Raw genomic sequence first — 15,005 nt, 5'->3', positions numbered from 1 at the left:
GTCAGACCCCTGTCTTGCCGAGGACTGTGGGCGCTTCGGCCTCTTCGTGGAACTCCAGCTGACGGCGCCGGTTGGGGACGAGGCCCTCCGGACGGAAGCGCATGAGCAGGATGAGCGCGACACCGAACGCGAAGAGCTGGTAGTCGCCGAGGAACTGGAGCTTGTTGGGGATGAGGTAGAGCAGGGAGGCACCGATGAGGGGGCCGCCGATGGTGCCCATGCCACCGAGGACGACTGCGGCGAGCAGGAACGCGGAGTTCGGCGGGATCGGGCCGGCGAACTGGTACTGCTCGGGCGTGACGGTGTAGGTCACGTGCGCCTGCACGGTGCCGGCGAGACCCGCGAGGGAGGCGCCGACGGCGAAGGCGATGAGCTTGACCCGGAAGCCGTTGATGCCCATGGCCAGGGCGGCGGTCTCGTCCTCGCGGATGGCGACCCAGGCACGGCCGATGCGGGAGTCGCCGCTGCGCCGGAAGACGAGCACGACGATGGCCGTGATGACCAGCATCAGCAGGAAGTAGTTGGCGAACCGGCCGATGGTGAAGCCGAGGATGTCGTGCGGGGCACCGAGGTCCCAGCCGAGGATCTTCAGGTTCGGGATCGACGAGATGCCGTTGGAGCCGTTGGTGACGTCGGGACCGGAGGTGCCGTCCAGGTTGTTGGCCGTGATGCGGAAGATCTCGCCGAAGCCGAGGGTGACGATGGCCAGGTAGTCGCCGCGCAGTCGCAGGGTCGGCGCACCGATGAGGACGCCGAAGGTGAGCGACGCCGCCGCGCCGACGAGGACGGCCGCCCAGAACGGGAACTGCACGTCGAACGGCGAGCTGGGCGAGCCGGAGACCAGGGCCGCGGCATAGGCGCCGACACCGAGGAAGGCGACGTATCCGAGGTCGAGGAGGCCGGCGAGGCCGACGACGATGTTCAGGCCGAGGGCGACGGTGGCGAAGATCAGGATGTAGACGCCGAGGGTCGCGTACTGGTCGTCGGTCTGGGTGAAGGGGAACAGCGCCGCCGCGATGAAGGCGCCCCAGACGGTGATGGTCTGGTGCCGGGCGGTGATCTGGGAGGCCTGGGCGACCAGACCGGCCTTGTTGAGGGCGGCGAAGCCGAAGCCGGCGGTGATCAGGAAGCCGACGAACAGCTCGTCGTACTGGGTGCCGATGCCGTAGGTGAAGACCATCAGGCCGACGGCCATGATGCCCGCGATGATCAGGATCTCGACGAAGGCCGGGAGCTTGCCGACGGGCCGCGCGGGGTTGGCGGCGAAGGCCGTCTTGACGGTCTCCCACCGGTGGGACGACTTGTTCTTGAAGTGCTCCCAGGCGGAGTCGTCGGGGTCGATCGGCTCGGGCTCGGGGTGCTGGAAGGGCAGCGCCAGGGCGCCGACGAAGGCGGCGAGGGTGGCGATCGCGACGAGGTAGCCGCCCGGGTCGAGGTTGACGACGCCGCCGAGTTCGTCGCTGATCGCGATGACCGTGTACCAGGCGGTGGCGAACGCGGCGAGCGCGGCCATCTTGAGGGCGGCGTCGCCTCCGGCGGGCACGAGCCCGCGCAGCCACTTGACGCCGTAACCGGCCAGGGCGAAGAGGGTGGTGAAGATGCCGCCGATCAGGACGAGGACCTGCAGGCCGCCCGGGTAGCCGTAGACGGTGAGGTCGCCGGGGAACGCGGACGTCCAGGTCCAGGACATGAACGTCGAGATGATCGTGAGTACGCCGCCGCCGAGGGCGAGGGCGCGGCCGAGTTGCGGCGGGAGGCCGATCAGGCCGGACGGGGCGGACGCGGCCGGGGTCCCAGGGGTCTCTGGAGCGGTGGTCTGTGTGGTCATCGGTGTCACGCCCTGTCCGCGACGCGCTCGCCGAGCAGACCCTGAGGCCTGAAGAGGAGCACAAGGATGAGGAGTACGAACGCCCAGACATCCGCCCAGGACTGGCTGCCGAACTTTTCCATGCCGGGGATGTTGGAGATGTAGGCGGAGGCCAGGGTCTCGGCGACACCGAGGACGACGCCACCGATCATGGCTCCGTAGATGTTGCCGATACCGCCGAGGACGGCCGCGGTGAACGCCTTGAGGCCGAGGATGAAGCCCATACGGAAGTTGATCTCGCCGTACTTGAGGCCGTAGGCGACACCTCCGACGGCGGCGAACACGGCGCCGAGGGCGAAGGCGATCACGATGATGCGGTCGGTGTTCACGCCCATGAGCTTGGCCGTGTCCGGGTCCTGCGCGGTGGCCTGCATACCGCGTCCGGTACGGGTCTTCATGACGAAGTAGCCGAGGACGGCCATGCTGACGGGGGCGGCGATGAGCAGGAAGATATCACCGGTCTGGATGGTGACATTTCCGATGTGGAAGGGCCCGCCGTCGATCTGTGGGAAGGTCCGCGAGGACTTGGCGTCCGGGTACCAGGCCCACACCGCCTGCTGAAGGGCGAGGGAGAGGCCGATGGCGGTGATGAGGGGGGCGAGGCGGGGGGCGCCTCGCAGGGGGCGGTAGGCGAACCGTTCCGCTCCCACGGCGACGGCCGTGGCGACGATGATGGCGCCGATCAGCATCAGCGGCAGGGCGATCCACATCGAGGTGCCGCTGGGCAGAACGTAGGCATAGACCGTCAGAGCACCGAAGGCTCCGGTCATGAAGATCTCGCCGTGGGCGAAGTTGATGAGCTGGACAATGCCATAGACCATCGTGTAGCCGATGGCGACCAGCCCGTACATGGATCCCAGTAGCAGGCCGTTGACCAGCTGCTGCGGCAGTTCGTTCACCGCATGTCCTCCGAGACGTTCGGATGATTTCGACGGATGGAGCCGGATGCGAGAACGCGCGGGGCGCCTGTGGAACAGCGCCCCGCGCGGCTCGTGAGTGGTGCGGGTGAGAGTCAGCCGGTGAACGTACCGGACTTGACGGCCGCCCAGGCACCGTTCTTCACGGCGTAGACGGTGAGCTGCTTGTTGGTGGCGTCACCGTACTGGTCGAAGGAGACCTTGCCGGTGACTCCGTCGAAGGAGACGCCCTGCATGGCTGCGGTGATCTTGGCGCGGGCGTCGGACGGCAGCTTGCCGTTGTTGTCGTCGACGACCTTCTTCACGGCCTGGATGATGGCCCAGGCCGAGTCGTAGGAGTAACCGCCGTAGGCGCCGTAGTCACCCGAGTAGCCGCCCGCCTTGTAGTCGGCGACGAACTTCTTGGCGGAGTCGAGCGTCTCCACCGGGGCGCCGACGGAGGTGGCGAGGTCGCCCGTGCTGTTGGCGCCGGCCAGCTTGATGAAGGTCGGGTCGAAGATGCCGTCGCCGCCGACGAGCGGGATCTTGGCGCCGGCCGACTTGATCTGCTTGCTGAGCGGACCGGCCTGCGGGTACTCGCCGCCGTAGTAGACCGCCTGGGCGCCGGAGTTCTTGACCTGGGTGGCGACCGAGGAGAAGTCCTTGGTGTCGGGGTTGATGTGCTGGGTGCCCACGACCGTGCCGCCGAGCTTCTTGTACTCCTGGGTGAAGGTGGCGGCGAGGCCGGCGCCGTAGGTCTTCTTGTCGTCGATGACGAAGACCTTCTTCGCCTTCGCCGTGTTGTAGACGTACTCGGCGGCGAACGGGCCCTGGATGGCGTCCGTGGTCGCGGTGCGGAAGTACGACTTGAACGGGCGGGCCTTGGTGGTCTGCCAGTTCGTGCCCTGGGTCAGGGCGGGGTTGGTGTTGGCCGGGGAGACCTCGACCAGCTTGGCGTCGTCGAAGACCTTCTGCATGGACTCGGCGACCGAGGAGTTCAGGGGGCCGACGACACCCATGACGTTCTTGTCGGCGACCAGGGACGAGGCGTTCTGCTGGCCCGAGGAGGGCTGCGCCTGGTCGTCCTTGGCCTCGATCTTGAAGGTGACGCCGTCGACGAGCTTCTGCTTGTTGGCGTTCTTCACGGCGAGATCGACGGAGTTCTTGATGCCCTGGCCCAGCGCGGACAGGTCGCCGGTCAGCGGGGCGTCGACTCCGATGGTGACGGTGGTGCCACCGCTGCCGGAGTTGCCCTTGTCGCCGCTGTCGCGCGAGCCGCAGGCGGTGAGGGTGAGTGCTCCCGCCGCCAGGGCGGCGGTGATGGCGATGAGCGAACGTTGACGCACGATCAGTCCTTTCCCAGTCACCGGCCACTTCCCCCTGGAAGTGGCCGAGTCGCTGCGCCGGGCCGAAGAGACTTTTCGGCAGCACGGTGACTGGCGGTGACTCTAAGCGTGTGGAGGAAGCCTGGAGGAGGGTCTGAGTGAGGCTGTGACTGTCTTGTTATGACCCCACGTTATGCAGAGCGGTACTTGGTGGGTGGAACAGCAGAATTCCAGCCGATTCGCCCTGTCCACATTTTGAGAACCCGCAGGACTCGCGCAGGGCTGTCAGGTGCTTCAGGGCTTTTGGTAATTACCCGGAAGTGGTGTTGCAGATGGCTTCCAGGGCGTTGGAGAGGTGCTGAGCATAGCGCTGCCCCAGGATGAAACTGTGGACCTCTATTGCGCGCGTATTACGCAGAGTTACGTCCAGGAAAGGGAGTCCGGCACTTTCCGGCACTTTCCGGCATTGCGTGACGTGCATGGTGATCACGACCTTGCGACGGTCGCCTGCCCGTGTCCGGAAAGGGGTGCGGGGCTGCGAGGCCAGGGTCAGGCCGGCGTACGGCTGGGCGATGTCTCGGACCGTGACGGGCGGTCCGGACGCCACGCTCAGGTCCACCGTGAAGCTGAAGCTCCCGGACCGGTTCGGCCTCGCGGCGGTCACCGGGGCGAGGTAGGTGATGTCCACAACCTGAGACGGATACGGCGGGGGCGGGGGCGGCGGCCTGTGCGGCCGGGTCAGGTAGAGATAGCCGCCGGCCGCGAGGAGGGCGGCGGCCGTCAGGCCGGCGACGGCGGCGCGCCGGTGCCGGTCGTACCACTGCCGGAGGGGGCCGCGCGGGCGGTGGGGCAGGGTGGCGGTGCCGCCTTCCGGGGTGTCCCACGCCCGGGTGCCCTCGCCCGGCTCCAGGGGGCCGACGCCGCTCACTGCCACGGCCCGTTGCTCGGACCGCCGGTGCGGTACCAGTCCTGGCAGCCCTGGCGCGCCCGGCGGACGATCAACTGGTCGGCCGCCGCGGCGCCCTGGCGCTTCTTGGTGGCCCTCGCGGCGTCCACGACGTCCCGCAGGATGTCGTACTGCCCGTTGGACAGGCCCATCGTCTGGTAGTCCCCGTAGGTGTGGCTGTCCAGCACCTTGCGCGACCAGTACGTGACGACCCGCGCGCACAGCGCCTCGGGCGCCGTGGCGGACGGTGCGGCCGAGGCGGTGCGCGCGGCGGCCGTGCGGCTCCCGGAGTCCGACGTGCCGCACCCGGCGCACGCGCCGCTCGCCACCAGGACCAGTGCCAGCCCGCAACCGGCCACCGCCGTCGGCCGGGCGGCTCCTCCCGTTCTCATGGCATGACGCTATGGCCTGATCGGCGGGTCGGGCCAGAGGCGGGACGCGGGGCAGGCGGGAAGCCGGGTCCCGTCAGCCGGCGCCCACCGGCGCCCCGTCGCCGGGCCGCACGTCACGGAGCAGGCAGGTCAGGCGGGCGGTACACACACGGCGCTCCTCCTCGTCGCTGATCACGATCTCGTACGTCGCCGTCGACCGGCCCTGGTGCACGGGCGTGGCCACTCCGGTGACCAGGCCGGAACGGACGCCGCGGTGGTGGGTGCAGTTGAGGTCGACGCCGACCGCGATCTTGGAGCTGCCGCCGTGCAGCATGGAGCCGACGGAGCCGAGGGTCTCGGCCAGCACGGCGGAGGCGCCGCCGTGCAGCAGGCCGTAGGGCTGGGTGTTGCCCTCGACCGGCATCGTGCCGACGACACGGTCCGCCGAGGCCTCCAGGATCTCCACGCCCATACGGGTGCCGAGGTGCCCGGCGGAAAACAGGGCCGGGAGGTCGACGCCGAGTGCGGCGTACTCGTCGATGACCTCCTGCGGGAACGTCACGTTGTTCTGCTCGCCCATCGGCCCTGCTCCGTTCGTCCTGATCAATCGTCCAAGCCGACTGAGCAAACGCTCAGTCGGTTGCCGATTGTTCCAGACGCACGACGACGGACTTGCTGGCCGGGGTGTTGCTGGTGTCGGCGGTGGCATCCAGCGGGACGAGCACGTTGGTCTCGGGGTAGTACGCGGCCGCGCAGCCGCGGGCCGTCGGGTAGTGCACGACCCGGAAGCCGTCCGCCCTGCGCTCCACGCCGTCCTTCCACTCGCTCACCAGGTCCACGTACGACCCGTCGGCGACCCCGAGCGTCCGTGCGTCCTCGGGGTTGACCAGCACGACCCGGCGGCCGTTCCTGATGCCGCGGTAGCGGTCGTCGAGGCCGTAGATCGTGGTGTTGTACTGGTCGTGCGAACGCAGCGTCTGCAACAGCAGGCGGCCCGCGGGCAGTTCGGGGTACTCGACGGGCGCGGCCGTGAAGTTGGCCTTGCCCGTCGCCGTCGGGAAGCGGCGCTCGTCGCGCGGGGCGTGCGGGAGGGCGAAGCCGCCGGGGCGGGCGACGCGCGCGTTGAAGTCCTCGAAGCCGGGGACCACGCGCGCGATGCGGTCGCGCACCGTCGCGTAGTCCTTCTCGAACTCCTCCCACGGCACCGGGTTCTCCGCGCCCAGCACGCGGCGTGCCAGCCGGCAGACGATGGCCGGCTCGGAGAGCAGGTGCCTGCTCGCGGGGTCCAGGCGGCCGCGGGAGGCGTGCACCATGCCCATGGAGTCCTCGACGGTGACGAACTGCTCGCCGCTGCCCTGGAGATCGCGCTCGGTGCGGCCGAGGGTAGGCAGGATCAGGGCACGCGCGCCCGTGACCGCGTGTGAGCGGTTGAGCTTCGTCGACACGTGCACGGTCAGGCGGGCGCGGCGCATGGCCGCCTCGGTGACGTCCGTGTCGGGGGAGGCGGAGACGAAGTTGCCGCCCATGGCGAAGAAGACCTTCGCCTCGCCGTCGCGCAGGGCACGGATCGCCTGGACTACGTCGTAGCCGTGCTCGCGCGGCGGCGCGAAGCCGAACTCCCGCTCCAGGGCGTCCAGGAAGGCGGGCGCGGGACGCTCGAAGATGCCCATCGTGCGGTCGCCCTGGACGTTGCTGTGGCCGCGCACCGGGCACACGCCCGCACCCGGGCGGCCGATGTTGCCGCGCAGCAGAAGGAAGTTGACGATCTCGCGGATGGTCGGCACGGAGTGCTTGTGCTGGGTGAGGCCCATCGCCCAGCAGACGATGGTGCGCTTCGAGGCGAGCACCAGGCCGAGGGCCCGCTCGATCTCCTCGCGCGTGAGGCCCGTCGCCGCCAGCGTCTCGTCCCAGTCGGCGTCCTTGGCGGCGGCCGCGAACTCCTCGTAGCCGTGGGTGTGTTCGCGGACGAACTCCTCGTCGACCGCGCCGTCGGTCTCCAGGATCAGCTTGTTGAGGAGGCGGAAGAGGGCCTGGTCACCGCCGATGCGGATCTGCAGGAACAGATCGGTGAGCGCGGCGCCCTTGAGCATGCCCTGCGGGGTCTGCGGGTTCTTGAAGCGCTCCAGGCCCGCCTCGGGCAGCGGGTTGACGCTGACGATCTTCGCGCCGTTGGCCTTCGCCTTCTCCAGGGCGGTGAGCATGCGCGGGTGGTTCGTGCCGGGGTTCTGGCCGGCGACGATGATCAGGTCGGCCTTGTAGAGGTCCTCCAGCAGGACGCTTCCCTTGCCGATGCCGATGGTCTCCGTGAGCGCCGAGCCGGACGACTCGTGGCACATGTTGGAGCAGTCGGGGAGGTTGTTCGTGCCGAGCTGCCGGGCGAACAGCTGGTAGAGGAAGGCCGCTTCGTTGCTGGTGCGCCCCGAGGTGTAGAAGACCGCCTCGTCCGGGGAGCCGAGGGCGGTGATCTCCTCCGCGACGATGTCGAAGGCGCGCTCCCAGGTCACCGGCTCGTAGTGATCTCCCCCCTCGGGGAGATACATGGGGTGCGTGAGCCGGCCCTGCTGGCCGAGCCAGTAGCCGCTGCGGGTCGCGAGGTCGGCGACGGAGTGCGCGGCGAAGAACTCCGGGGTGACCCGGCGCAGGGTGGCCTCCTCGGCCACCGCCTTCGCGCCGTTCTCGCAGAACTCCGCCGTGTGGCGGTGCTCCGGCTCCGGCCAGGCGCAGCCCGGGCAGTCGAAGCCGTCCTTCTGATTGACGCGCAGCAGCGTCAGGGCGGTGCGCTTCACGCCCATCTGCCGCTGGGCCATGCGCAGGGTGTGCCCGATCGCGGGCAGTCCCGCCGCCGCGTGCTGCGGCTCGGCGACCTGCGGGGCGTCCTGGACCGGATCGCTCTTGGGTGGCTTCGTCGCCATCGCGCACTCTCCTTCACCTGCACCTGCGAACTACCTCTCCGATCCTCGCACGCGCAGGTGACACCGGCGGTGCCAGGGAGGCCGCGGGGCGTGCGGAGGTCCGGCTGTCAGTGGCACGTGGCAGGATCGGGGGCGTGGCAGAGACAGCATCGAAGAAGACCGAGAAGACCACCGACGGCGCGCGGCCCCGCCTCATGCTCATGGACGGGCACTCGCTGGCCTACCGCGCGTTCTTCGCGCTGCCCGCGGAGAACTTCACGACCGCGACGGGCCAGCCGACGAACGCGATCTACGGCTTCGCGTCGATGCTGGCCAACACCCTGCGCGACGAGGCGCCCACGCACTTCGCGGTGGCCTTCGACGTCTCCCGCAAGACCTGGCGCTCCGAGGAGTTCACGGAGTACAAGGCGAACCGCTCCAAGACGCCGGACGAGTTCAAGGGCCAGGTGGAGCTGATCGGCGAGCTCCTCGACGCCATGCACGCGTCGCGGTTCGCGGTCGAGGGCTTCGAGGCGGACGACATCATCGCCACCCTCGCCACCCAGGCCGAGGCCGAGGGCTTCGAGGTCCTGATCGTCACCGGCGACCGCGACTCCTTCCAGCTGGTCAGCGACCGCACGACGGTGCTGTACCCGACGAAGGGCGTCTCCGAGCTCACCCGGTTCACCCCGGAGAAGGTTTTCGAGAAGTACGGGCTGACGCCCGCCCAGTACCCCGACTTCGCGGCCCTGCGCGGCGACCCGTCCGACAACCTGCCGGGCATCCCCGGTGTCGGCGAGAAGACCGCCGCGAAGTGGATCAACCAGTTCGGTTCCTTCGCCGAGCTGGTCGAGCGCGTCGAGGAGGTCAAGGGCAAGGCCGGGCAGAACCTGCGCGACCACCTGGAGTCCGTGAAGCTCAACCGCCGCCTGACCGAGCTGGAGCGTGGCGTCGAGCTGCCCAAGGCCGTCACCGACCTCGCGCGCGAGCCGTACGACCGCAAGGCCGTCTCGTTGGTCCTGGACACCCTGGAGATCAGGAACCCCTCGCTGCGCGAGCGGCTCTTCGGCGTGGACCCCGGGGCCGAGGAGGCCGAGGCCACACCGATCGCGACCGAGGGCGTGGAGCTGGACGGCACCGTGCTCGGCACGGGCGAGCTGGCTCCCTGGCTGACCGAGCACGGTGGCGACACCCTCGGCGTCGCCACGGTCGACACCTGGGCGCTCGGCACCGGCTCCGTCGCCGAGGTCGCGCTCGCCGCGGCCGGGGGAGCGGCCGGCTGGTTCGACCCCTCGCAGCTGGACGAGGCCGACGAGAAGGCGTTCGCCGCCTGGCTCGCCGACGCCGGCCGGCCGAAGGTCTTCCACAACGCCAAGGCCGCGATGCGGGTCTTCGCCGAGCACGGCTGGAGCATCGCCGGCGTCCGCATGGACACCGCGCTCGCCGCCTACCTGGTCAAGCCCGGCCGTCGCTCCTTCGACCTGGACGCGCTCTCCCTGGAGTACCTGCACCGCGAACTGGCCCCCGCCGCCGCGGCCGACGGCCAGCTCGCCTTCGGCACGGACGACGGCGCCGAGGCCGAGGCCCTGATGGTGCAGGCCCGCGCCGTCCTCGACCTGGGCGAGGCTTTCGAGAGCCGCCTGGAGGAGGTCGGCGCCGCGGACCTCCTGCGGGACATGGAGCTGCCGACGTCCGCCCTGCTGGCCCGGATGGAGCGGCACGGCATCGCGGCCGACCGGGCCCACCTGGAGGCCATGGAGCAGATGTTCGCGGGCGCCGTCCAGCAGGCGGTGAAGGAGGCGCACGCGGCCGCCGGGCACGAGTTCAACCTCGGCTCGCCCAAGCAGCTCCAGGAAGTCCTCTTCGGCGAACTGGCCCTGCCGAAGACGAAGAAGACGAAGACCGGCTACACCACGGATGCCGACGCCCTGGCCTGGCTCGCCACCCAGACGGACAACGAGCTGCCGGTGATCATGCTCCGCCACCGCGAGCAGGCGAAGCTGCGGGTCACGGTCGAGGGCCTGATCAAGACGATCGCCGCGGACGGCCGCATCCACACCACCTTCAACCAGACGGTCGCCGCGACCGGCCGCCTGTCCTCCACGGACCCGAACCTGCAGAACATCCCCGTCCGCACCGACGAGGGCCGGGCGATCCGCCGCGGCTTCGTCGTCGGCGAGGGCTTCGAGTCCCTGATGACGGCCGACTACAGCCAGATCGAGCTGCGCGTGATGGCCCACCTCTCCGAGGACGCGGGCCTGATCGAGGCGTTCACCTCCGGCGAGGACCTGCACACCACTGCGGCCTCCCAGGTGTTCGCCGTCGAGCCCGCCGGGGTGGACGCGGAGATGCGCCGCAAGATCAAGGCCATGTCGTACGGCCTGGCGTACGGCCTGTCGGCCTTCGGCCTCTCCCAGCAGCTGAACATCGAGGCGGCGGAGGCGCGCGGCCTGATGGACGCGTACTTCGAGCGCTTCGGCGGCGTCCGGGACTACCTGCGCCGGGCCGTCGACGAGGCGCGGGCGACGGGCTACACGGCGACGCTGTTCGGGCGCCGCCGCTACCTCCCCGACCTCAACAGCGACAACCGCCAGCGCCGCGAGGCGGCCGAGCGCATGGCCCTCAACGCGCCCATCCAGGGCACCGCCGCGGACATCGTCAAGATCGCCATGCTCAAGGTCGACGGCGCGCTCCAGGAAGCGGGCCTCACCTCCCGCATGCTCCTCCAGGTCCACGACGAAGTCGTCCTGGAGATCGCCCCCGGCGAGCGCGCGGCGGCGGAGGAGATCGTCCGCCGCGAAATGGCCGACGCCGTCCGCCTGCGGGTCCCGCTGGGCGTCTCGGTTGGCGCGGGCCCGGACTGGGAGTCCGCGGCGCACTAGCCGGCCAGTGGTCGCTCGCCGTCGCGCCGGGACGCAGAAGAACTCCCCGCCGCGACGGCGAGCAGCCACAACGACGTGTCCCGGCGGTGCCGTACCCGCGCACTGCCGCCGCATATGTCCCCACCCGCACGAGGGGTGGCTGCTCGCCGTCGTGCCGGGGTTCGCGAGCTCTCCCCGCCGTGACGGCGAGCAACCGCACCGGCGCGTTCCGGCGGCGCCGTACCCGCGGACTGCTGCCGCAAATGTCACGTACCACCCGTGGCCGCTCGCCGTCGCGCCGGTCACGGAGTCGCCGCATATGCCCCCCGCACCACCCCGGCCGAAGCCCCGCAGGGCCCGTCACTCACGTGGCCCCCGCAAAGGCGCCGCCCGCTCGCCGCCCGTTCAGGATGCGGGCATGGGTATACGCATGCTCAACCGCCGGACGGCGAGAGCGCAGGCGAGTGCCGAGGTGGCGCCCGCCGTGCCCCCCGCGCCGGTGCCGGCCTTCGCAGCCCGCGCAAGCACCGCCCGCATCCCCACCGACCTCAGGGTCGTCCTGCGCCGCACGGCGGCGGACCTCCGGCGCCGGCTGCGCCGGATCGCCACGGGCGGCGCGGAGCCGCCCACCTGGCGGCTGTGGGCCGGGCTGGGCCGCAGCTACGTGACCGACCTCGTCGGCCGCGTGCGCCGCAGCCGCTCCGCGCGCCGCGTCACGGTGTTCGTGGTGACCGCCCGTACCCTCAGCGACCGGCCGGACGGCCGCCCCCGGCGCTGACCTGCTCCGGTTCCGCGGCCGACGGCACCGGGCGCCACAGCCTGATCCCGGCCCCGTGAAGCAGCAGCCCCAGCACCAGCCCCGCGCCCGCCCCGAAGCAGACGGCCGGGACGAGCTCCCACGGCTTTGCCGTCGACCCCCAGTACGCCCACCACCGGGTCGCGCGCTGCATTGCGCCCACCACGGCGCACCCGCCGATCACGGCACCGGTCCACCAGCGGTCCCGTACCGACAGCAAGGGGACACCCGGCGCCCCCGCGCGCACCTGCTCCGCGGCCACCGGGTCCGCGCCGACCGGCCCCGGTCCCGCCGTACCCGGCCCCACCGGCACCCGTCGCGCCGCTCGCACCACCCACACGGCGATCACGACCGCGGCCACGGCCGAGCCGACGTACTGGAGGTACCAGTACAGAGGGAAGTCCCCGAACTCCCGGCCCAGTACGGGAAACAGCCGCATGCCCCACCGGTCCGGATGCGTGAACGCGTCCCACACCACATGCGTGAGCGCGCCGAGCGCGGCGGACACGTACCACCAGGCGGCCGCCGACGGACGAACATGCGCGCGGGGCGCCCCGCACCGCAGCAGGGCGGCCGGCCGCGGCTGCCAGGACCGCGGCAGCAGCGCCACCAGCGGCTCGCGCACCAGCAGCCACAGCCACACCAACACCCAGGCCACCAGCACGTCGACCGTGAAGACACCGGGAAAGGAGTGGGTGACGTCCCCGAACTCCATCGCCCCGGACACCGCGCTCGCCGCGTAGTAGGTCATGTCGGGCGCGAAGGAACCGGCCACGAGGACGGCCGGGACCAGCCGGCCCCGGCCGCTGCCGTCGGCGCGCAGGGCGGGCAGTACGGCGGCCGCATGGCTCAGGGTGAACGGCAACTGGGCTCCTCACGCCGGACGTTGCCCGGGCGGCCGGCCCGGGTGATCGCTTCGCTCCAGTATGCGTGCGTTGCCCGCGCACCAACCGGACATGGCCAACTGGTGAAAACCGGGCACGAACGGCTCCCGGTGCAAAGGAAGTTGTCGTAGGGTCGCCTGGGTCGCCGTGCCAGGCGCGCGGTCGAACAGGAGAACCAAAAGAAAAGGACAGGACTCGGCAGCCCGCGAGCGCAACCCGATCGCCCGGTCGCTCGTCACAACTGGGGCGAGCGGACACGCTCGGCAGACGAAGACGGACGCTCGCGCGTCCATGGGAGGGGTTCACTCTATGGCGGCGCAATTCGGCAGGAGGCTGTGCAAGGGGGCGGCGACGACCGCCGTCGCGGCGGCCGCGGTCGCGGCCCTGTCCGCATCCCAGGCTCCGGGGGTCACTGCCGACGACCACAGCAGACGGACCGCCTCCGACGCGCAGCCCTCTCCCGAAGCGACCGCCACCGCCACGGGCGAAGGCGGCGCGACCGGCAACTCGCCGTACTACACGGACCTGCCGCCGCTCAACAGCCCGAACCCGAGCCCGTCGCCGTCCGCGAGCGCCACGCCCGTCACCCCGGGCGCCTCCGAGTCCGGCATTCCCGCGACCGTGCTCGCCGCCTACAAGAAGGCCGCGGCCGAGCTGGGCTCCGCCAAGCCGGGCTGCAACCTGCCCTGGCAGCTGCTCGCCGCGATCGGCAAGGTCGAGTCCGGCCAGGCCCGCGGCGGCCGGGTCGACGCGGAGGGCACCACGCTCTCCCCGATCCTCGGCCCGCAGCTCGACGGCAACGGCTTCGCGCTGATCAAGGACACCGACGGCGGCAAGTACGACGGCAACAGCTCCTACGACCAGGCCGTCGGGCCCATGCAGTTCATCCCGTCCACCTGGGCGTGGGCGGGCCGCGACGGCAACGGCGACGGGGTCAAGGACCCCAACAACGTCTACGACGCCGCCCTCGCCGCCGGTCACTACCTGTGCCGCAACAACTGGAACCTGGCCGAGCAGGCCGGCCTCAACAGCGCGATCCTCAGCTACAACAACTCGCAGGACTACCTGAACCTCGTCCTGTCGTGGCTGCAGTTCTACCGCAACGGCACCCACGAGATCCCGGACGGCACCGGCACGATCCCCTCGCACCGCAGCGACGGCAAGAAGAAGACCGGGTCCAAGCCGTCGCACCCGCCCCACGGGAAGCCCCCGAAGACCCCGCCGGGCCACGGCTCGCCGAGCCCCGGCACGCCGCCGTCGGGCACGCCGGGCACGCCCGGGGGCACGCCCAGCACACCGGGCAGCCCGTCGCCGACGCCGACCGACACCGTCGACCACCTTCAGAACTCGGGCACCGGCACGCTCACCGCGATGGCCGGCGACGCGTTCACGCAGAAGGTCGGCACCAAGGCCGTCACCAAGGCCGGCAAGGCCGTCGCCAAGGTCCGTGTCCGCTTCACCGTCACCGGCGCCACCGACGCCACCTTCACCGGCGGCGAGAAGGTCGCCGTGGTCGTCACCAACGCCACCGGCGTGGCCGTCGCCCCCGCCCTCCAGGCGGGCGAGAAGACCGGCGACTTCACCGTCCGCGCCACGGTCGTGGGCCGTTCGGTCGCAGGCCTGGACTACAAGGCCACCGTCACCGAGCGCGCCGCCGACACCGTCGTCCGTACCAGCGACACCGCGCTGACCTGCACCCCGGGCGGCGAGTTCGCCGACCAGGTCGAGGTGAAGGCCACGTACAAGGGCGCCGTCGCGGACAAGGTGGCGGCCACCGCCACCCTCATCAAGTCCAAGCTCGACGCGACCGCGAACGACAAGGGCCCCTACTTCAAGGACGCGGACGGCAAGACCGTCCGCACCCTGACGGGCCTGACGACGGACGCGAAGGGCCTGCTGAAGCTGCCGAAGCTGTACTCCGACGACACCACCGGCACCTTCATCCTCCGCATCACCACCGCCGGCGGCGCGAACCTCGACGTCGAGCTGACCGTGGCCCAGGCCGCCGACTCCTCGGCGAGCCCGTCGCCCAGCACCACGGCGAGCCCCTCCGCGTAACCACCGCACGACGAGGGCGCCCCTCCGCTTCGGCGGACGGGGCGCCCTCGTCTGTGTGCAACGTGTTCTCATCTCGGCCGCCCGTTGCTACGGTGCCGGACCTGACGAGG

At 70.8% G+C, this 15,005-nt stretch carries 11 protein-coding genes; 3 read left to right on the top strand and 8 right to left on the bottom strand.

The genetic code is table 11. From position 1 onward, the window contains the following. Position 1 precedes the first annotated feature (1 nt). From ACIBN2_RS35770 to ACIBN2_RS35740, 7 genes are all read right to left on the bottom strand, one after another. Complete coding sequence (locus ACIBN2_RS35770; protein ID WP_399140785.1) at positions 2–1,828, bottom strand: branched-chain amino acid ABC transporter permease; 1,827 nt, start codon at positions 1,826–1,828, stop codon at positions 2–4. Between the two features lie 5 nt (positions 1,829–1,833). Continuing rightward, the gene (locus ACIBN2_RS35765) at positions 1,834–2,766 is read right to left on the bottom strand and encodes a branched-chain amino acid ABC transporter permease (protein ID WP_399140783.1); all 933 of its coding nucleotides are present in this window, start codon (positions 2,764–2,766) and stop codon (positions 1,834–1,836) included. A gap of 113 nt (positions 2,767–2,879) precedes the next feature. Beyond that, positions 2,880–4,109 carry a branched-chain amino acid ABC transporter substrate-binding protein gene (locus ACIBN2_RS35760; RefSeq protein ID WP_399140781.1) on the bottom strand — a complete coding sequence of 410 codons (1,230 nt, stop codon included), beginning with the start codon at positions 4,107–4,109 and terminating at the stop codon, positions 2,880–2,882. Between the two features lie 289 nt (positions 4,110–4,398). Further along, positions 4,399–5,016, bottom strand: a complete 618-nt coding sequence (locus ACIBN2_RS35755) for a Tat pathway signal sequence domain protein (RefSeq protein WP_399141037.1) — start codon at positions 5,014–5,016, stop codon at positions 4,399–4,401. After that, the gene (locus tag ACIBN2_RS35750) at positions 5,013–5,426 is read right to left on the bottom strand and encodes a hypothetical protein (protein ID WP_399140779.1); all 414 of its coding nucleotides are present in this window, start codon (positions 5,424–5,426) and stop codon (positions 5,013–5,015) included. The genes ACIBN2_RS35755 and ACIBN2_RS35750 overlap by 4 nt, the downstream gene beginning before the upstream one ends. Positions 5,427–5,499: 73 nt before the next feature. After that, the gene (locus ACIBN2_RS35745) at positions 5,500–5,985 is read right to left on the bottom strand and encodes a hotdog fold thioesterase (protein ID WP_399140777.1); all 486 of its coding nucleotides are present in this window, start codon (positions 5,983–5,985) and stop codon (positions 5,500–5,502) included. Positions 5,986–6,037: 52 nt separating this feature from the next. After that, positions 6,038–8,317 carry an FdhF/YdeP family oxidoreductase gene (locus ACIBN2_RS35740; RefSeq protein WP_399140775.1) on the bottom strand — a complete coding sequence of 760 codons (2,280 nt, stop codon included), beginning with the start codon at positions 8,315–8,317 and terminating at the stop codon, positions 6,038–6,040. Positions 8,318–8,451: 134 nt separating this feature from the next. Here ACIBN2_RS35740 and polA point away from each other — a divergent pair, with 134 nt between their 5' ends. Beyond that, positions 8,452–11,178, top strand: coding sequence for a DNA polymerase I (gene polA / locus ACIBN2_RS35735; RefSeq protein ID WP_399140773.1), 2,727 nt, complete (start codon positions 8,452–8,454; stop codon positions 11,176–11,178). 397 nt (positions 11,179–11,575) lie between these two features. Then, positions 11,576–11,935, top strand: a complete 360-nt coding sequence (locus tag ACIBN2_RS35730; protein WP_399140772.1) for a hypothetical protein — start codon at positions 11,576–11,578, stop codon at positions 11,933–11,935. Here the strand turns inward: ACIBN2_RS35730 and ACIBN2_RS35725 are convergent. Then, positions 11,901–12,818 carry a DUF4184 family protein gene (locus ACIBN2_RS35725; protein WP_399140770.1) on the bottom strand — a complete coding sequence of 306 codons (918 nt, stop codon included), beginning with the start codon at positions 12,816–12,818 and terminating at the stop codon, positions 11,901–11,903. The genes ACIBN2_RS35730 and ACIBN2_RS35725 overlap by 35 nt on opposite strands. A gap of 328 nt (positions 12,819–13,146) precedes the next feature. Between ACIBN2_RS35725 and ACIBN2_RS35720 the strand changes: the two genes are divergently transcribed. Beyond that, positions 13,147–14,895: a lytic transglycosylase domain-containing protein gene (locus ACIBN2_RS35720; RefSeq protein WP_399140768.1), complete on the top strand. Its 1,749-nt coding sequence runs from the start codon at positions 13,147–13,149 to the stop codon at positions 14,893–14,895. Positions 14,896–15,005: the final 110 nt, after the last annotated feature.

The sequence above is a fragment of the Streptomyces sp. NPDC050534 genome (genome assembly GCF_044457745.1).
Lineage (GTDB): Bacteria > Actinomycetota > Actinomycetes > Streptomycetales > Streptomycetaceae > Streptomyces.
This window is presented reverse-complemented; position numbering and strand designations above follow the sequence as displayed.